The sequence below is a fragment of the Polaribacter gangjinensis genome (genome assembly GCF_038024125.1).
GTDB classification, from domain to species: Bacteria; Bacteroidota; Bacteroidia; order Flavobacteriales; family Flavobacteriaceae; genus Polaribacter; species Polaribacter gangjinensis.
Window position 1 is genome coordinate 146,371 of sequence record NZ_CP150662.1, and the last position, 20,638, is coordinate 167,008.

Annotated in this window: 15 protein-coding genes; 9 read left to right on the forward strand and 6 right to left on the reverse strand. The window is 32.2% G+C overall.

Annotated elements, in window-relative coordinates; translation table 11 throughout:
* The 6 genes from WHA43_RS00560 to WHA43_RS00585 all read left to right on the forward strand — a co-directional run bounded on the left by WHA43_RS00560 (position 1) and on the right by WHA43_RS00585 (position 8,584).
* Positions 1-1,806, forward strand: coding sequence for a glycoside hydrolase family 3 protein (locus WHA43_RS00560; protein ID WP_226742913.1), 1,806 nt, complete (start codon positions 1-3; stop codon positions 1,804-1,806).
* Between the two features lie 50 nt (positions 1,807-1,856).
* Positions 1,857-3,140 carry a glycosyl hydrolase family 17 gene (locus WHA43_RS00565; RefSeq protein WP_211290335.1) on the forward strand — a complete coding sequence of 428 codons (1,284 nt, stop codon included), beginning with the start codon at positions 1,857-1,859 and terminating at the stop codon, positions 3,138-3,140.
* A gap of 49 nt (positions 3,141-3,189) precedes the next feature.
* A complete protein-coding gene (locus WHA43_RS00570) occupies positions 3,190-4,653 on the forward strand; it encodes a glycoside hydrolase family 30 protein (protein ID WP_105045241.1) in 1,464 nt (487 codons plus the stop codon).
* Positions 4,654-4,676: 23 nt separating this feature from the next.
* The gene (locus WHA43_RS00575) at positions 4,677-6,107 is read left to right on the forward strand and encodes an MFS transporter (RefSeq protein WP_105045242.1); all 1,431 of its coding nucleotides are present in this window, start codon (positions 4,677-4,679) and stop codon (positions 6,105-6,107) included.
* A gap of 23 nt (positions 6,108-6,130) precedes the next feature.
* A complete protein-coding gene (locus WHA43_RS00580) occupies positions 6,131-7,054 on the forward strand; it encodes a glycosyl hydrolase family 17 protein (protein ID WP_105045243.1) in 924 nt (307 codons plus the stop codon).
* Between the two features lie 234 nt (positions 7,055-7,288).
* The gene (locus tag WHA43_RS00585; protein WP_105045244.1) at positions 7,289-8,584 is read left to right on the forward strand and encodes a T9SS type A sorting domain-containing protein; all 1,296 of its coding nucleotides are present in this window, start codon (positions 7,289-7,291) and stop codon (positions 8,582-8,584) included.
* A 70-nt stretch (positions 8,585-8,654) separates the two neighbouring features.
* Here WHA43_RS00585 and WHA43_RS00590 read toward each other — a convergent pair whose 3' ends face one another.
* The 3 genes from WHA43_RS00590 to WHA43_RS00600 form a co-directional block, all read right to left on the reverse strand.
* Positions 8,655-9,356, reverse strand: coding sequence for a DUF4369 domain-containing protein (locus WHA43_RS00590; RefSeq protein ID WP_105045245.1), 702 nt, complete (start codon positions 9,354-9,356; stop codon positions 8,655-8,657).
* Between the two features lie 42 nt (positions 9,357-9,398).
* Entirely contained in the window at positions 9,399-10,706 is a 1,308-nt protein-coding gene (locus WHA43_RS00595) for a DUF819 domain-containing protein (RefSeq protein WP_105045246.1), read from the reverse strand.
* A 75-nt stretch (positions 10,707-10,781) separates the two neighbouring features.
* A complete protein-coding gene (locus WHA43_RS00600; RefSeq protein ID WP_105045247.1) occupies positions 10,782-13,925 on the reverse strand; it encodes a WD40/YVTN/BNR-like repeat-containing protein in 3,144 nt (1,047 codons plus the stop codon).
* A gap of 271 nt (positions 13,926-14,196) precedes the next feature.
* Between WHA43_RS00600 and WHA43_RS00605 the strand changes: the two genes are divergently transcribed.
* From WHA43_RS00605 to WHA43_RS00615, 3 genes are all read left to right on the forward strand, one after another.
* Positions 14,197-15,747, forward strand: coding sequence for a helicase HerA-like domain-containing protein (locus WHA43_RS00605; protein WP_105045248.1), 1,551 nt, complete (start codon positions 14,197-14,199; stop codon positions 15,745-15,747).
* Between the two features lie 40 nt (positions 15,748-15,787).
* Positions 15,788-16,351, forward strand: coding sequence for a hypothetical protein (locus WHA43_RS00610; protein ID WP_105045249.1), 564 nt, complete (start codon positions 15,788-15,790; stop codon positions 16,349-16,351).
* A 132-nt stretch (positions 16,352-16,483) separates the two neighbouring features.
* Positions 16,484-16,852, forward strand: coding sequence for a cupin domain-containing protein (locus WHA43_RS00615; protein WP_105045250.1), 369 nt, complete (start codon positions 16,484-16,486; stop codon positions 16,850-16,852).
* A 14-nt stretch (positions 16,853-16,866) separates the two neighbouring features.
* Here the strand turns inward: WHA43_RS00615 and folD are convergent, their stop codons facing one another.
* From folD to ffh, 3 genes are all read right to left on the reverse strand, one after another.
* On the reverse strand, positions 16,867-17,742 hold the full coding sequence (gene folD, locus WHA43_RS00620; RefSeq protein WP_105045251.1) for a bifunctional methylenetetrahydrofolate dehydrogenase/methenyltetrahydrofolate cyclohydrolase FolD: 876 nt from the start codon (positions 17,740-17,742) through the stop codon (positions 16,867-16,869).
* Positions 17,739-18,992 carry a hypothetical protein gene (locus tag WHA43_RS00625; protein ID WP_146104876.1) on the reverse strand — a complete coding sequence of 418 codons (1,254 nt, stop codon included), beginning with the start codon at positions 18,990-18,992 and terminating at the stop codon, positions 17,739-17,741. The genes folD and WHA43_RS00625 overlap by 4 nt, the downstream gene beginning before the upstream one ends.
* Before the next feature lie 216 nt (positions 18,993-19,208).
* Complete coding sequence (ffh, locus tag WHA43_RS00630) at positions 19,209-20,537, reverse strand: signal recognition particle protein (protein ID WP_105045253.1); 1,329 nt, start codon at positions 20,535-20,537, stop codon at positions 19,209-19,211.
* Positions 20,538-20,638: the final 101 nt, after the last annotated feature.

The window sequence follows — 20,638 nt, forward strand, 5'->3', positions numbered from 1 at the left end:
ATGAAAATCAATATCGTAACATATCTGTTGAGTTGTTTTTTATTGATAGGTTTTTCTTGTAAAAATGAAATGAAAGTAAGTAACGAAATTCTTATTGAACAAAAAGTAGAAGCATTGCTAAAGCAAATGACTTTGGATGAAAAAATTGGACAAATGTCGCAAATCCGTCATTTTGAAGAAAATGCTGATGCACATGTTTCTGAAAAATTCATTGGTTCTATCATTCATACGCAAGGACCAACTCCAGGAAAAACTGCTAAAGAATGGCAAAAACGTTTTATTGAATTACAAAAAAAAGCGCTAGCAACTCGTTTAGGAATTCCGTTGTTATTTGGAGTTGATGCTGTTCATGGTCAAAATACCTTTGAAGGGGCAACTATTTTTCCGCACAATATTGGTTTAGGGGCTGCAAATAATGAAGATTTGGTTTATGAAATTGCAAAAATTACGGCTTTAGAAAGTCAAGCAACAGGTTTCAATTGGGTTTTTTCGCCTTGTGTAGCCATTCCATACAACGAAAAATGGGGAAGAGTGTATGAGGCTTTTTCCGAAAGTACGAATATTACCGAAAAACTAACCAAAGCATCTGTTAAAGGTCACCAAGGAAATTTAGCTGATGCAACAACTGTCATGGCTACTGCCAAACATTTTGTAGGTGATGGCGCAACTGATTTTGGAGTTGAAGGTGGTGAAACTACACTTTCTGATGATGAAATTCACAAGTATTTATTGCCTCCATATAAAGCTGCAGTTCAAGAAAAAGTGGGTGCTGTGATGGCTTCTTTTAATAGTATCAACGGAATTTCTATGCACAATCACAAAGCATTGATTACAGATACTTTGAAAATCGGAATGAAATTCGATGGAATTGTAGTGTCTGATTGGAAAGCCTATTCTCGTTTCAATGGAATTGAAGTTGTCAATGCAGGTGTTGATGTAATTATGGCTGTTGATGGAGATTTAGAAGATTTTCAAGAAGGATTGAAAAAAGCAGTTCAAGAAAAATTAGTTTCTATAGACCGGATTGATGATGCTGTGAGAAGAATTTTACGTCAAAAATTCAGATTGGGTTTGTTTGAAAATCCATTTCCAGACACAACATTAGTCTCAAAAATTGGCATCAAGAAACACCGAGAAATTGCCAAACAAGCAGTAAGAGAATCGTTAGTTTTATTGAAAAATGAAAATCAAGTATTGCCAATTTCAAAAGAAACTAAAAAAATCGTAGTTGTTGGTGAACACGCAAATAACTCAGGATTGCAATCTGGAGGTTGGACTGTAAATTGGCAAGGTTCATTGGAAAATTACAAAGAAGCAACTACCATTTTAGAGGGCATCAAAAAACAATCAAAAGGAACTCTGGTGTATGATAAAAACGCTTCAGAAAATCATTTTGATGCAGATTTAGCGATTATTGTTGTTGGCGAAAATCCATATGCAGAATTTTTTGGAGACATTGGTCATGAATCCAATCAATTGAAATTAACCTTGACTGAAGAGCATCAAAATTATATTAAAAAGTATTCAGATAAAGGCATAAAAACAATTGTTGTTTTAATCTCTGGTAGACCTTTGGTGGTAACTGATCAAATCAATCAATCAAATGCTTTTGTAGTAGCTTGGTTGCCAGGATCAGAAGGAGATGGAATTGCAGAAGTACTTTTCGGAGATTATAATTTTAAAGGAAAATTACCCCATTCTTGGCCAAAAGATGTAAAAGATTTTGAACATAAATACGGTCCTAATTTTTGGGATAAAACCCAAAATCCCCTTTATGAATTTGGTTTTGGAATGACATATGAATAATAAAAAACAGTAAACTATTCAATTGCAGATAGTAATAAAACAAACAAATGATGAAAAATATAATGAAAACTTTTTTACACGTATTACTTGTTGTTCTTATTATTTCTTGCGCAAATAAAGAATCAAAACAAAAGACTATTTTGAGTACAAAAAAAGAACTTACAGCAGCAGATATTTTAGGAAATCCAAATTATCAAGCGATTTCATTTGGTGGTTACAGAGAAAAAACAAGAGAAATTCAACCAACAATTGCTCAGTTAAAAGAAGATATGAAACTTTTGCACGCTATGGGAATTCGAATCTTGAGAACTTATAATGTGCAACCAAAATTACCTCACGCTTCTAATGTTTTAGAGGCTATTCATCAATTGAAAAAAGAAGATCCAAATTTTGAAATGTATGTAATGTTAGGTGCATGGATTGATTGTTTGAATGCTTGGACTGGTTTAGAGCCAAATCACGATGTAGAAAGTCCTGAAAATGAAGGAGAAATTGCAAGAGCAGCAGCTTTAGCAAATAAATATCCTAATATTGTTAAGGTTATTGCTGTTGGAAACGAAGCAATGATTCGTTGGGCAACTAGCTATTATGTTCAACCCAATGTAATTTTAAAATGGGTAAATCATCTTCAAAAAATGAAAAAAGAGGGAAAACTTCCCAAAGATTTATGGATTACAAGTTCAGATGATTTTGCTTCTTGGGGTGGAGGTGAAGAAAGCTACAGAACAAAAGATTTAGAAGCATTAATCAAAGCAGTAGATTATGTTTCCATGCATACGTACGCATACCACAACTCACATTACAATCCTGAATTTTGGAAAATTCCAGAAAGTGAACAAAATTTATCAGATCTTGAAAAAGTAAATTCGGCAATGAAAAGAGCCTTAGAATTTGCCAAAATGCAGTATAAAAATGTGTCTGATTATGTAAAAAGCATCGATTCAACCAAAACAATTCATATTGGTGAAACAGGTTGGGCGTCTATTTCTGATGGTCATTACGGAATTCATGGTTCAAGAGCAACAGACGAATACAAGCAAGGTTTGTATTTTAAGCATTTGAGAAAATGGACTACTAAAGAAAAAATATCCTGTTTTTATTTTGAAGCTTTTGACGAACAATGGAAAGATGCTGGAAATAAAAATGGTTCTGAAAATCATTTTGGATTGATCAATTTAAATGGAGAAGCAAAGTTTGCACTTTGGGATTTGGTTGATAAAGGAACTTTTGAAGGATTAAAGCGAGATGGAAAAACCATTACCAAAACTTTTAACGGAGATAAAAAAGAATTGTTAAAAACGGTATTTCCGCCAAACACAGACTATCCAAGATAAGTAATAGATGAATCTAACAAAATACATATTATACATAGGAATATCATTTATGATACTAAGTTGTGAAATCAAACAAGAGGTTTTGATTGTAGATGTTTATGAAACGTCTGCAAGTGGAAATAATTTAAAAAAATTGACTGATTTTTCTATTGAAGAAAATAAAGATAGTTTGTTGAATATCACGCTTTTTCCACAGAAAAAGCGTCAAAAAATCACAGGTTTTGGAGGTTCATTTACAGAAGCTTCAGCGTATTTATTAAACAACATTAGTAAAAAAAATAGAGATTCTATTATTGAAGCCTATTTTGGAGAAACGGGTGCAAAGTATTCTTTGACAAGAACACATATGAATTCGTGCGATTTTTCTTTGGGACAATATTCATACGCGCCAATTGCTGGTGATAAAGAATTGGTCAATTTTACGATTGATGAAGATAAAAGCGACATCATTCCTATGATCAAAGATGCTATGAAAGTATCTAAAGACGGATTTAAAATTTTAGCTTCACCTTGGACAGCTTCACCTTGGATGAAGGATAACAATGCTTGGGTGGGAGGAAAATTATTACAAGAATATTATGATACTTGGGCGTTATTTTTCTCAAAATATGTAACTGCTTATAACAAAGAAGGAATTGATATTTGGGGATTTACTGTTGAAAATGAACCGCTTGGGAATGGAAATAATTGGGAGAGTATGCATTTTACTCCTGATGAAATGACCAATTTTGTACAACATCACTTAGGACCGAAATTGCGAAATGACTATCCTGAAATTAAAATTTTAGGCTATGATCAAAATAGAGAACATCTAAAAGAATGGATTGATTCACAATTTAAAAACGAAGAAACTTCAAAGTATTTTGATGGAACTGCGATTCATTGGTACGCAAGTACTTTTCATTATTTTTCGGATGAATTGCAATATGCACATCAAAAAGCACCTAATAAATATTTAATTCAGTCTGAGGCTTGTGTTGATGCAGAAGTTCCAAAGTGGAAAGATGATGCTTGGTATTGGAAAAAAGAAGCTACAGATTGGGGTTGGGATTGGGCACCAGAAAAAGACAAACACATGCATCCAAAATATGCACCTGTTCACAGATATGCAAGAGATATTATAGGTTGTTTAAATAATTGGGTTGATGGTTGGATTGATTGGAATATGGTTTTAGATACGCAAGGTGGCCCAAATTGGTTCAAGAATTGGTGTGTTGCTCCAATAATTGTTGATCCAGCAAAAGATGAGGTGTATTTTACACCATTATATTACACCTTATCACATTTTAGCAAATTTATAAGACCAGAAGCAACCATTTTTGAAGTTGAGAATTCTGATAAAGACATCATGGTTACAGCAGCAGAAAATCCTGATGGAACAATTGCAGTAGTTGTTTTTAATGAAACAAATCAATCAAAAAATATTCAGTTACTACTTGATAATCAAAAGGTAAATATTAAAATGAATGGACAATCAATTCAAACAATTGTAATTCCAAATAATGAAAACTAATACTAACAAACTAAAATAGAAATATGAAAAATTATGTAACTCCAGTTAGAGATCGAGTTCCTTTAGGGCAAAAAGCAGCTTTTGGTGCAGGACATTTGGTATTAAACTTATTGCCTGGTGCTTTGGGTGTTTTTATGTTCTTTTTATTAACAGCATTTGGAATGGATCCTTTTTTGGCAGGTTTATTAGGCGGTTTACCAAGAATATTTGATGCGCTTACTGATCCAATCATGGGGTTTATTTCTGATAATACCAAATCAAAATGGGGTAGAAGAAGACCTTATATTTTTGTTGGTGCTATTTTAAGCGGAATTTTATTTGCAGTTTTATGGCAAATGGATCCAAATGAGTCTCAAAATTATAATTTTTGGTATTTCTTAATCATGTCTATGGTTTTTTTAATTGGTAATACCATGTTTGCGACTCCTTTAGTAGGTTTAGGTTATGAAATGACATCCGATTATAACGAACGAACTCGTTTGATGGCTTTTTCACAAACCATTGGTCAAATAGCTTGGATGATTGTGCCTTGGTTTTGGGTGATTATTGCAGATCCAACTATTTTTGAAACTCAAGCAATTGGGGTAAGAAAATTATCGATAATTGTAGGAATTGCTTGTATCATTTTAGGAGTTTTACCAGCTCTTTTTTGTAAAGGAATTGACTCAGCTCACATGGAAAATAGAAAAGAAATTTCGTTTAAAACACTATTTTCTAATTTAATAGATCTTTTTAAAAGTATTGCTCAAGTAGCTAAAAATAAGCCTTTTTTAAAATTATGTGGAGCTACGTTTTTAGTTTTTAATGGTTTTCAAATGGTTGCAGCTTTTAGTGTATATATCATTGTTTTTTACATGTACAATGGTAGTTATGCAGATGCAGGTACTTGGCCAGCTTGGTTTTCTACAGTGACTGCTTTAGTAACAGCTTTTGCGGTAATTCCAATTGTAACAATTATTGCAAATAAATTTGGAAAACGTCAAGCATTCATTATTTCTACTGCCTTATCTATTGTGGGATATATTTTAAAATGGTGGGCTTTTGATGTTAATAATCCATATTTAATTTTTATGCCAATTCCATTCATGGCTTTTGGTTTGGGAGGATTATTTACATTAATGATGAGTATGACAGCAGATGTATGTGATTTGGATGAATTAGAAAATGGAATGCCTCGTAAAGAAGGAACTTTTGGGGCAATTTATTGGTGGATGGTTAAATTGGGGCAAGCTTTAGCGTTAGTTTTAGGGGGTGCTGTATTAAAATTTGTAGGATTTGATGGAAATGCAGCTCAACAAACAGCTGAAACAATGACAAGTTTACGATTGGCAGATGTAATTATTCCATCTATAACAGCAGGTTTGGCAATTGTGGTAATGTGGAGCTATAGTTTAAGCGAAAGTCGAGCTAAAAAAATCAAAGAACAATTAATAGAAAGAAGAGGGGAATTATAAAAATTATTAAAATCAATTAAGCAATGTCATATAGAGAAGAACATTATTTTAAACCTGATCATGCAAATTACATTAGTGAGTCAGGCAAAGAAGGGGTAGATTTTTCTAACTATTCTAATGAAGATTTAGTTTCTCTTTGGAGAGAAACCTTGAAAAAAGGAATGCACGGAGTTTGTTTCAGTATGTATGAAGACGGTCAAGAGCCAGGAGATACAATTACTGAAGAACAAGTTGAACGTAGAATTAAAATTTTAAAACCGAATGCAAAATGGATTCGTTCTTTTTCTTGTATTGAAGGAAATGAAAACATTCCTAGAATCGCAAAAAAACATGGAATGAAAAATTTAGTAGGTGCATGGTTGGGTGATGATTTGGAGAAAAATGAACAAGAAATTGAAGGATTGATTCAACTAGCCAAAGAAGGTTGCGTAGATATTGCAGCCGTTGGTAATGAGGTTTTATATCGAAAAGATTTAACAGAGCAAGAACTTTTAGGTTATATTTTACGTGTGAAAGAAGCTTTAAAAGGATTAAACATTCCTGTTGGCTATGTAGATGCATACTATGAGTTTTCTCACAGACCTTCAATTACCGAAGTTTGCGATGTTATTTTATCAAACTGCTATCCTTATTGGGAAGGTTGTAGTATAGATTATTCTTTGGCTCATATGCAACAAATGTTTAGCATTGCCTCTCATGCAGGACAGGGGAAAAAAGTAATTATTACAGAAACAGGATGGCCAAGTCAAGGAAGTAGTTTGGGTGGTGCACATTCTAACGCTGAGAATGCCATGAAATATTTTATCAATGCGCAAGTATGGTCAGCAAAAGATAATATAGAGATGTTTTACTTCTCCTCTTTTGATGAATCATGGAAAGTTGGTGCAGAAGGTGATGTAGGAGCTTATTGGGGATTGTGGGACAAACACGAAAAATTAAAATTTTAACAAAATAACATAATCAACTTGTATGGTTTTTTCATCAAAATGAAACATGTTAATTAAATTTTTATAAAGTATGCTATTCATAATTAGTAGTATTTAAAAGAAAAATTTAAAATTTAAAAATACTTGAAACATATTTTTTGATGTTGTAGTGTTCATGTAGTGGTGAATAATTCGTATTTAGGAAATTATAGTTGTATCATTGAACAAATTATTAATACTTAACACTTTATTATTATGAAAAAAATTACATTATTATTTGCCTTGTTGGTTTCTTCAATAGGGTTTTCTCAAACTTATGATTTATTAGAATCATTTGATGGTACTGGATTTGAAGGTACTTTTGGTGGAACAAGTGCTGAATATGCAGCCGATCCTTCAAATGCATCTGTACAAGTAATTAAAATAACTAGCAGTCCTACAGGTACTGTTTGGCAAGGTATAAACGTTGTTTTATCGGGTAATTATAAATTGACTTCCGATACTCAATTAACAATGAAGTTAGATGTTTATTCCACAACAGCAATAACGATTGCCCCTAAAGCACAAGGTGGTGTTTCTGGTGCCCCAGAATCAGTTACTTCTGTAGATCATTCTGGGTCAGGATGGGAAACTTTAACCTTAACTTTTGATAAAAGTTTGGATGGTAAAGTTCCTGCTAATGGTGTTTATGCTGATTTTGCTCTTCATATTAACTGGAATACTAGTTCTAATAATTTTGGAGCTGCAGACGGTAGGATTTTTTATGTAAAAAATCTTCAAGGGTTATCAGCTACTCCACCTGCAGCTTTAGAGCCAACTGATGCACCACCAACACCACCAACCTACACTGGTAATAATGTAATGTCATTATATAGTGAGGCTTTTACTCCTGCAGCAACAATAACTAATGTTGATTGGGATGATTCAGCTTTTCAAGAAGTTACTATTGCAGGAAACAAGGTATTAAAAATTGACGGTGGTAATTTTATTGGAATGAATTTAGATGTTTTTCTTAATGCAACTAATATGACTCATTTACATATGGATTATTGGATTTCTACTGATCATACTCCTGGTACAGTTTTAAATCCTAAATTATCAAATCATGGAAATCAAACAGCAGAAACTAGTGCTATTGATATTACAAATATCATCGAAAGTCAAGATGAAGTAAAAAAATGGCAATCGAAAGATTTTCCGTTGAATGGTGCAAGAGAATCTATTAAGCAATTTTTAATTACAGATGCAGGAAAAATTGGAGTTTATTATTTAGATAATGTTTATTTATATGTTGCTGGAACTGCTTCTGTTGAAGACAATTTATTCAATGTAAGCTTATATCCAAACCCAGCATCAAACAGATTGAATATTTCTGCAGCGAATACTATTCAAAATGCTGAAATCTACAATGTGTTAGGTAAAAAAGTAATGAATGTAACAATCAACAAAACTAGCGAGTCAATTGATATTTCAAACTTGGCTTCTGGTGTGTATATGATTAAATACAACATCGAAAATACTGTTGGAACTGCAAAGTTTATCAAACAATAATTTTCAAATTCTTTCATAAAAAAAACCGAGCAAATTTGCTCGGTTTTTTGTTTTATAGAAAGTACAAAAATTATTCTTGTTCCGACTTTTTAATTTGATTTAAATAGTTTTCTAAACTTTTTCCGTATACTGATTTTTTCACTTTTGGTGTTAAAGATTTATTTACAGTATCTAACATTTGAAAAGTGGCATCGTACATTTCAGTAATTGCAATATAAGGAGCAGCTTCAAAATCCGCATTGTTGATAGCAAAATTTGTTGTGTATAAAACGCGTCTTCTTACCAATCTTTTGTAATCATCTTCAACTTTTTGAATCAATTCTTCGTTACCTGATTTTTTAGCTTCAAAATCTTTTTTGATGAATTCCAATCTTTCGGATTGAAATTGTTTATTAATTTCATTGAATTTATCCATCACTTCTTGATTTTTTGATCCAGATATGGTTGGATTAATTCCGAATTTTTCAACATGATCGTTAATGGTAATTACACCTTCTTCACCAAAAAACAAAATACGTTTATCAGTAGTATTTCCATCAAAAGTTAAATAATACATTACAGGTGAATCAACTTGGTCTGTTAATCGAAACATTTCTGATCCTAGAAGTTTTACAGAATCTACAGAAACCAAAACGGTATCTCGCATTTTTTGTAAATACAAAGTTCCTTTTTTCAATCCTTTTATTTGACCTTCTACAATCATGTTTCCTTCCTTTTTAGAACAAGCGAAAATGGTAAAAGTGATACTAAAAATTGCAATAATTTTTTTCATTTTTAATTTAAAATTTTAGTCTGCAAATATGCTGATTTTTATTTAAAGAGTAGCCGCTAATTCCATTAAAATCGTACAAATTATCGCTCCAACTGTTCCAATAGCATACCCAAAAACAGCTAATAAAACACCAACAGTTGCCAAAGACGGATGAAAAGCTTGTGCAACAATAGGAGCAGAGGCTGCACCACCAACATTTGCCTGACTTCCAACAGCCAAAAAGAAGTATGGAGCTTTAATTATTTTTGCAACAATAATTAAAAGGATGGCATGAATTGTCATCCAAACCAAACCTATAACTATCAAGCCAGGATTTTCTAAAGCTTGATTTAAATCCATTTTCATTCCGATAGAGGCTACTAAAATATAAATAAAAACACTTCCTAATTTACTTGCTCCAGCACCTTCGTAGTTTTTGGCTTTGGTGAAAGATAAAATAATAGCCACTAAAGTTGCGATACTAATCAACCAAAAAAAACTAGAATCTAAAAAAGAGAATGTATTTCTGATAGTTGGTGATGAAATTGTAGCAACAAATTCTTTGAAAAATTCACTCAGATATTTAGCCGTAAAATGACCAAATCCTACAGTTCCAAACGCAATTGCCAGCATAATCATTAAATCTGATAGTGTTGGATTTCTTTTTACTTTATCTGTAAAAAGCGTAACTTTTTGTTTCAAATCTTCGATTGCTGAAGTATCTGCTTTCAACCATTTGTCTATAGCATCTTTTTTGCCAATTCCAATCAATAAAATTGCCATCCAAATATTGGCAACTACAATATCCACAATGACCATTCCTCCATATTTTGCAGGATTGTATTTGTAAATTTCCAACATCGCTGTTTGGTTGGCACCACCACCAATCCAACTTCCTGCAAGCGTTGAAAGTCCTCTCCAAACTGCATCAAAATTGCTTCCTCCCAAAGTTTCTGGAGAGAAAATGGAGATGAGTAAAATAGCAATTGGACCACCAATAATAATCCCTATAGTTCCTGTAAAAAACATGATTAATGCTTTTGAACCCAAATTAAAGATGGCTTTTAAATCTATACTCAGCGTCATTAAAACCAATGCAGCTGGCAATAAATATTGGCTTGATACAAAATATAATTGTGATTTATTTTTAACGATTTCACCAGCTACATTTTTTGTTTCCCATTCTGGAGAAATTAATCCGAAAGTGGTGAATAGTGCAGGAATAAAATATGCCATAAACAAACCCGGAACAATTTTATAGAATTTTGACCAAAAGCCTGTTGTAATGTTTTCGGTATAAAAAACAAATCCTAATGAAATCATTAAAATTCCAAAAACGATGGCATCATTTGTTATAATTGGTTCAGACATTATTGATAGTTTAAAATTTATTATTCAAAAAATACCCCTGATTTATTTAAAAATCAGGGGTAAAATCAATATTTTTTAATTTTCATTAAAGATTTTGAACTCTTTAAATGGAGAAATAATAATACCATCTGTAGCATTTTTATAAGCAATCCAATCTGAGTTAAAAAAAGCATTTGTTTTAGAAATAGCATTTTTAAAAGCATCTAAAAACTGATTTACCAATTGTTTTTCAGTGTCAGTTTGATTTCCAAAACGCGAACGAATATAGCTAAAAGCAGTTCCAAAACGTTGACTAACAGTTACTTCAGGATTTCTAGTAATTCCTTGTCTTTCATCAACTTTTCCAAGATAAATAGCTATTAAATCATCAATTTTTTTGATAACTTCAGTCGAAGATTTGATTTCAGCATCGTATTTCTTTTTATCATTTTTTGACAATTGCTCTTTGATTGTTGTTGCTGTATTTTTACTTTCAACCAATTGCTTTACAATTGCTGCCATTTTTTCTTGATGACTTTCCATGGTTTTGCTAGCATCGTATTTTTGATTGATTGCCTCTTCAGAAATTTGCAATCTTGGATCAAATCCAACTTTGATAGTTTGTTCAGATACCAACTCACCAAAACTCATTTTTAGTTTATAAACTCCTGGTTTTACCTCAACTCCTGAGGGTTCTCTTGATGAATTTCTGATACTTCTTGAAGCTCTATCAACACCTTTTTCATCCAAATTCCAAGTGGTTTTATGAATTCCACTTTCTTCAGGAGTTTTAAATTGTAAGGTTCTAATCAAACGTTTACCATCAAAAATTTCCAGTTTGATAGAATCTTGTTTTTCTTCCTTTTTAGCATCTTTTGGAATATTCAAATAGTATGAAATTTGTGCTCCGCCTTTTCTGTTTTCTCCTTGGTACATGGCATCTGCACCAAATCTACTTCCTGTAGGTTGTTGATAAGCAGCTTGATACGCTGTTGGTGGTTGAAAAAGCAACAATTTTTCCTGTAAGTTTTTACCTTTTGCAAGCGCTCTTAACGGTTTGATGTCGTCTAAAACCCAAGCTGCTCGTCCAAATGTACCAATGATTAAATCGTGTTCTCTTGGGTGAATTACCAAATCATTTACTGGAACTGTTGGAAAACCTTGTGTCCATTTTGTCCATTTTTTTCCTGCATCAATAGAAATGTATAATCCGTCATCAGTTCCTAAAAAGAGTAAGTTTTCATTTTCTGGATCTTCAATAATACTCAATGTAAAACTAGCTACATCATTTTCATCTACAATACGTTCCCACGTTTTTCCATAATTTTTGGTTCTGTACGCATAGGGTTTGTAGTTGAATCTTCTGTAATCATTGGCAACTAACAAAGCTTCACCTTTGTTTTTATTGGAAGCTTTGATTTGTGTTATCCAACTATTTTCTGGCAAATCTTTCAGATTTTTAGAAACATTTGTCCAATTTTTTCCACCATCATTGGTGATATGTACTTGACCATCATCAGTGGCAGCCCACAAAACATCTTTTTCGAGAATGGTTGGTTCAATCACTAAAATGGTACAGTGATTTTCAGCACCAGTTGCATCCATAGTTAATCCTCCACTTTCTCCTTGCTTTAGTTTTTCAGGATTATTGGTTGTTAAATCAGGAGATATTACTGTCCAAGTCAAACCTTTGTCAGTAGATTTATGTACAAATTGACTTCCAAAATACAAGGTATTATTATCAAAAGGATCAATATTGATGGCAGCATTCCAGTTGAAACGCAATTCAATTTTTGCATCTGGATGTGTAGGTTTTACAGAATAATTATTACCTGTCAAATAATCAAAACGAACCACACTTCCTTGCTGACTCATAGACCATCCATAACGTGCATCATCTCTGTCTGAAATTACATCAAAACCGTCACCAAAACTGATTTCTTGCCAGTATGAATTTCGAATTCCTTGTGCTTTCCAAACGTAGGCAGGACCTCTCCAAGAACCATTATCTTGCATTCCACCGTAAACATTGTAAGGAAACTCGTTATCAACATTGATGTGATAAAATTGTGCCACAGGAATATTGCCAATAAATCTCCAAGATTTTCCTCCATCTCTGGTGATATTTAAACCACCATCATTACCATCAATCATGAATTTTCCGTTTTTTGGATGAATCCACCAAGCATGATGATCAGGATGAACACCATTGTCAACGCCATAAGCAGGCATCAATTCTTTAAAATTTCTGCCTCCATCTTCTGAAACATTTACATAGGTGAATACAGAATACACGCGATTTTCATTTTGTGGATCAACATAAATTTCAGAATAGTAAAAAGGACGATTGCCAATATCATCTTTATCATTTACTTTTTTCCATGAAAAACCACCATCTTCACTTCTGTATAACGCATTTTTTTTTGCTTCAACCAAAGCATACACAATATCAGGATTTGAACGTGCAATAGCTACTCCAATTCTACCCAAATCTCCTTTTGGAAATCCTTCTTTATCAGTGATTTTTTTCCAATTTTCTCCTCCATCATGTGTTATGAATAAACCACTTCCTTCACCACCTGATTTAAAAAACCAAGGATCGCGTTTGTGTTCCCACATGGCAGCAATGATTTTATTTGGATTTGATGGATCTATAATCATATCAGCAACTCCCGATTTTTTATTGGTAAATAAAATTTGTTTCCAAGTTTTTCCACCATCCATAGTTTTATAAACACCACGTTCTTGGTGTTCTCCCCAAGGTGAACCAATTGCGCCTACATACACAACATCAGGATTTGTAGGATGAACGATGACTCTGTGAATGTGACGCGTTTTTTCTAAACCCATCAATTTCCATGTTTTTCCAGCATCCAAAGATTTATAAATTCCGAAACCACCATTCAAACTATTTCTTGGATTTCCTTCGCCAGTTCCTGCCCAAACTACACTCGGATTGGATTGTTGAATGGCAATTGCACCAATGGAAGCTGTGAGTTCTTTATCAAAAATAGGTTCCCATTTGATGCCTCCTGAAGTGGATTTCCAAATTCCTCCAGAAGCAGTTCCAACATAGATAATGTCAGGATTAGATTCTACTGCATCTATTGCTGTAACACGTCCAGACATTCCACCTGGACCAATATTTCTGGGTTTCATGTTTTTAACCAAATCCATGGAAAATTCCTGAGAAAAAGCCAAAGAACTTGTAAATAAAAATAAAATGAGAATTTTTTTCATTGTGTTTGATTTGAAAATTTGAATTAAGGCAACAAGATACAAAAATGTATATGTTTGGATAAAATATTTTTTTTGATAATAGTTTTAATAAGACACTAATTTCACAAATTACACGAATAAAAGGAAATTTTAATTTCAAAAAAAGGTTAGTCTATATTTATAGAGTTTTGAACAATTTGTGAAATTCGTATCAAAAAAAATGTCTGAACGTTTTTCAATATTTTATTTTCATTCCTACAAACTTTGATTATTTTTATCAAAATTTACAAAAATGAGTCAACAAGAAAAATTCTTTGAATACATCAATTCAGGTTATACAACCAAAGGCGATTTTATAAATTTGGGTGCTGCTATGTTGGGTGAACAAGCCATCACAAATGCATTTGTAAAAGTTCCTTTAAAAACCCTCAACAGACATGGTTTGATTGCAGGTGCAACAGGAACTGGAAAAACCAAAACCCTGCAAGTTTTAGCAGAAAATTTATCAGATAAAGGAATTCCTGTGTTATTGATGGATGTAAAAGGTGATTTATCTGGTTTGGCGCAACCAAGTACTGGAAATCCAAAAATTGATGAACGTCACAAAATCATTGGTTTTCCTTTTGAAGCAAAGAAATTTCCTGTTGAAATTTTAACGATTTCCAAACAAAATGGTACTAGAATTCGGGCTACAATTTCAGAATTTGGACCTGTTTTGCTCTCACGAATTTTAGATTTATCTGAAGCACAAGAGGGAATAATGGCAATTATTTTTAAATACTGTGACGATCATAAATTGCCTTTATTAGATTTGAAAGACTTTAAAAAAGTGTTGCAATTCATTACCAATGAAGGAAAAGAAGAACTAGAAGCTGAATATGGACGCATTTCTACGTCAAGCACTGGAGCTATTTTAAGAAAAATCATCGAAATTGAACATCAAGGAGGCGATTTGTTTTTTGGAGAAAAATCCTTTGAAGTTGATGATTTAACTAGAGTTGATGAAAATGGAAGAGGTATTATTTCGGTGTTGCGTTTAACAGATATTCAAGACAAACCCAAATTATTTTCCACATTTATGCTACAACTATTGGCAGAAGTGTATCAAACTTTTCCAGAACAAGGAGATAGTGACAGGCCTGAGCTTATCATTTTTATTGACGAAGCGCATTTGGTTTTTGAAGAAGCTACCAAAGCTTTACTAAATCAAATAGAAAGTGTGGTTAAATTGATTCGTTCAAAAGGCATTGGATTGTATTTTGTAACTCAAAATCCGAATGATGTTCCTGAAGATATTTTAGCACAATTAGGTTTAAAAATCCAACATTCTTTACGTGCTTTCACAGCAAAAGATAGAAAAGCTATCAAATTAGCAGCCGAAAATTATCCGAATTCAGAATATTATAACACAAGTGAAGTATTAACACAACTCGGAATTGGAGAGGCTTTCGTTTCTGTATTAAATGAAAAAGGAATTCCAACTCCATTAGCTAGAACCTTATTGCGAGCGCCCATGAGTAGAATGGATGTATTGACAGACAAGGAGTTAGCAGAGGTAATTAATAACTCGAAAATCATTCATAAATACAATCAAGAAATTGACAGAGAAAGTGCTTACGAATTATTAAACAATAAAATAGAAAGTAGTATTTTAGCTGCCGAAAAAGCAAAAAGAGAAGAAGAATTTCAAAAAGAGCGTGAAAAGTTCGAAAAAGAAAAAGCTAAACAAGCTTCAAAACCAACAACAAGAAGAAGTACAGCACAAGACCCATTAGTTAAAGTGTTGACAAGTGCTACTTTTGTAAGAGCTGTTTTTGGAGTTTTAGGCAAATTGATGAAATAAAAAAAATCGTACATCAACCAATTAAAAGGATTTAAAAAAAATGATTAAAAAAAATTTTATAACCGCTGTTGCATTGATTGCTTTAGTGAGTTTTATGAGTTGTAGTGACAAAGACAAATTCGTTGTTGAAAAAGGAAAAGTTGGTAAGATCACCAAAGAAACAACTATCAAAGAATTAAAAGAAATTTTCAAGAAAGACTCAATTAGCTCTAAAATGAGTGGAAGTGTATCAGAAGACGATTATTTTAAAGAAGAGGATGAATACTTTATTTTTGAAAAAGGAGGAAAACTTTTATTGACAATAACACCAAAAGAGCAACAAGATTCTTTGTCATTAATCAAAAGTATTGAAATTCATGATCAACGTTTTGCTACTAAAAACGGTATCAATTTAGCTTCTACTTTTGCAGAAATTAATACAAATTATAGGTTGAGAGTAGAGTCTACTTTGTTGTCAGTAACCTTGTTTTTAGATGAATTGAATGCGACAATGACAGTTGATAAAGAAGAATTAGGTTTGAAAGATTTTACAATTCAACAAGTATCTTTAGAGCAAATTCCTGATTTGGCAAAAATAAAATCGTTTGTAATTTGGTTTGATTAGGGCGAATTTTTTTATCAAAAAACCGCGCTTTCCATTGTATCTTTTTATGCTGAATTAACTTTTTAAGATTTATTTTAATTTTAGTTTCAGCATAAAAAGGATGCCATTCCAATCGCTTTCGCAAATTCTGATATGAAAAAAAAATACCACATTCAAAAATCACCTTTTATTGTTCCAACCAATGATGGAAAACTCATTGAGGAACATTTTGGTTTAGCTTCTGATAAAAATTCAGCAATCAGTATTGCTCACATGATTGCACCACCAAAATGGAGTGAACCTTTTCAAACACCTGAATTTGATGAATATACATATATCATTAAAGGTAAAAAACAATTTGTGATAGAAAATGAAGTGGTTATTTTATCAGCAGGACAATCTATCAAAATTGAGAAAAATACACGTGTTCAATACTCTAATCCTTTTGAAGAATCGTGCGAATATATTGCCATTTGTACACCCGCTTTTTCTATGGATTTGGTAAATAGGGAAGAGGAGTAATTTTTTTAGAAAAACTAACTTCTCCTTTTACTAGCTAACAACGTATTTTTCAATAACATAGCGATGGTCATTGGGCCAACTCCACCAGGAACAGGAGTAATAAAATCGCATTTTTCAGAAACTTCTTCGAAAGCAACATCACCTACCAAACGAAAACCATTTTGTTTACTTGAATCTGCTAAACGTGTAATACCAACATCAATTACAGTAACATTTTCTTTTATCATATCTGCTTTTAAAAATTCAGGAATTCCAATAGCAGCTACAATTATATCCGCTTGTAATGTAATTTCTTTTAAATTTTTTGTTCTACTGTGACAAATGGTAACAGTGGCATCACCCACTTTTCTTTTTTGAGAAAGTAAAATACTCATTGGGCTTCCAACAATATGACTTCTTCCTAAGACAACTACATGTTTTCCAGAAGTTTGAACATTGTATCGTTCTAATAATTCTAAAATTCCGAATGGAGTTGCTGAGATAAATGTAGGTAAATTCAATGCCATTTTGCCCACATTCATGGGATGAAATCCATCAACATCTTTGTCTGGATCAACAGCCATTAATATTTTTTGTTCGTCAATATGTTTTGGTAAAGGCAATTGAACAATAAAACCATCTATATCTTTATCGATATTTAGAATGGCAATTTCATTTAGTAAATCAGCTTCTGTAGTTTCTTCTGGCAATCGAATCAAGGTCGATTCAAATCCTACACGTTCACAAGCCTTAACTTTTGCATTTACGTAGGTGATACTTGCGCCATCATTTCCTACAATAATTGCTGCTAAATGAGGTTTTTTATGACCTTTTTCAATCAAATTTGATACTTCTAATGCTATTTCTGCTTTGATATCAGCAGCTGTTTTTTTTCCGTCTAATAAAGTCATTTTACTTTTAAAATATAAATTTTTATAGTGATGTTAAAATTATTGAATTCTTTCAGAATAGTATAGTTATTATGTAAACTTTTTAGTTCTTCCTCTGTTAAATTATAAATATTAGAATAGAATACATATTTTTCTACTCCTGTAAATTTTAAAAATGATCTTTGATCTCCGCTAAAATCAATCAAATCTAATGTTGTGTAATTTGGAAAAAAACTAGCAACAGACTCTACATCAATATTATTTTTATTCAAATAATCAATTGCTTCCAAACGCATTGAATGATAAGGTACATGCCCTAAGGTAGCTCTAAATGCAGTAGATATTGGAGCAGGATATATCCAAAGGTTACCAATTAATAAACCAAAAAATAGTATAGAAAATACTAGTTTTTTGTGTTTGTAAAATTGAATAAGTAGTAAAAATGCAAATAAATTTAGACAGATATAAGAAGTAATAAAATATCGAATACCAACTGTATTGGTGACAATTAATATGGTTGAAATAATAAATATTACTGATGAAATAGCGAGTAATAACAGCAGCTTGTTTTTTGCGTTAGCTATTATTTTTTTTCCATAGATAATAAAGCTGATGATTATAAATAGTATGATGAAAATTCGTCCAAAATCTACATATCTCCAAATTAATACCATACTATTTCTAACAAAATAATTGAAATCTGCAAAATGCCATAAACTTTTCCAAGGAGAATTTGTGTGAGTTTGCAACCAGCCTTTTTCTAAAAACCTCCATCCAACATAAATAAATGCTGGTAAACTTGCTGCGAGATAATAAACAATAAATTTTAAAGTGATAATTTTTTTTAAGGCTTCTTTTTGTAAGAGTTTACGGTATAAAACTTCAAATAGACAAATACCTGCAAATAGCATCATGCTTCTGAAAGAGACAATACTTAAAAAAAATAAACCAATAAATTGGATTTTTTTTTGCTCATACAAAAGTGAATTTACACTTAAAAAAAAGAAGAAAAGCGTAATAATTTCTATGTTAACTAAAACTAGGCAAGTGGATAAAGAGGGATCTGCTAGTACTAAAAAAAACGCAAAAAATTGTAATTTGATTTCCTTTATAAAATAGGCTATAAATTTATGTAACTGAATAAAAAAACCAATGGTAAAAGGAATCATCGCAAAGTGACTAACCCATAACTCATGCCCAAAAATATGCCAAAACAAAGCGAGAATGGTGCCTAAAAAAGGAGGATGACCTGGGTCAAAACTAATTGGCATAGACCAATCAAAAATGGAGTTATTATATAAATGATTTCCCATTCTTGATCCAAAAAGAATGTCATCATCAAACATCCCAAAATTTTTGGATAACAAAAAAATAAGAATACTAAGCAGAACAAAAAATAAATTTCTGTTCAGATTAGTTTTAAAAATTAGGTGAATGAATTTTGACATTTTTAATTAAAAAAAGCTGCAAAAATTGCAGCTTATATTTTATTTCATTCCTTGCATCATTTGCATCATTTTTTTGCCACCACCACCTTGCATCATTTTCATCATTTTACTCATTTGTTCAAACTGTTTCATCAATTGATTTACTTCTTGAATCGTAGTTCCTGAGCCCTTGGCAATTCTTTTTTTTCTGCTTACATCTATCAAAGAAGGTGTGCTTCTTTCTGATGGTGTCATAGAATGAATAATGGCTTCAATTCCTTTAAAAGCATCATCATTTATTTCAACATCTTTCATTGCTTTTCCAGCACCAGGAATCATTCCGATTAAATCTTTCATGCTTCCCATTTTTTTAATTTGCTGAATTTGTGTCAAGAAATCATCAAAACCAAACTGATTTTTTGCAATTTTCTTTTGTAATTTTCTGGCTTCTTCCTCATCATATTGATCTTGCGCACGTTCTACTAACGAAATCACATCACCCATTCCTAAAATACGATCTGCCATCCTTTCTGGATAAAACACATCAATCGCATCCATTTTTTCGCCAGTTCCAATAAATTTGATAGGTTTATCAACCACTGATTTTATAGATAATGCAGCTCCACCACGTGTGTCACCATCTAATTTGGTCAATACAACTCCATCAAAATTTAAAACATCATTAAAAGCTTTTGAAGTATTTACAGCATCTTGTCCTGTCATAGAATCTACAACAAAAAGCGTTTCTTGCGGATTTACAGCTTTGTGAATATTCGAAATTTCGGTCATCATTGCAGCATCAACCGCTAAACGTCCTGCAGTATCTATAATTACTACATTTTTACCATTTGCTTTGGCATATTTGATGGCATTTAAAGAAATTTCAACCGGATTTTGATTGCCTATTTCTGCATAAACTTCTACGCCAACTTGTTCACCAACCACTTGTAATTGATTAACGGCAGCAGGTCTATAAACATCACAACCTACTAAAAGTACTTGTTTTGTTTTTTTTGTTTTTAGGTAATTTGCCAATTTTCCAGAAAAAGTAGTCTTTCCAGAACCTTGTAAACCAGACATTAAAATCACTGTTGGAGAACCTCCTAAATTGATGCCTACAGTTTCACCACCCATTAAAGTAGTCAATTCGTCTTTGACTAATTTTACCATCAATTGCCCTGGGTTCAATGTTGTTAATACATTTTGACCAATAGCTTTTGTTTGAACATTTTTGGTAAATTCTTTGGCAATCTTAAAGTTAACGTCGGCATCAAGTAATGCTCTACGAACTTCTTTAAGTGTTTCTGCAACATTTATTTCTGTGATTTTTCCATGCCCTTTTAGGGTGTGTAGGGCTTTATCTAATTTATCGCTTAAATTACTAAACATAAGTCACTTGCTTTTTTAAGAGCCACAAATATAAGAATTCATGCTGATTCAATTTGACTGAAAATCGATTTTTATTTAGGAATTTCTTGGATGAAAATCCA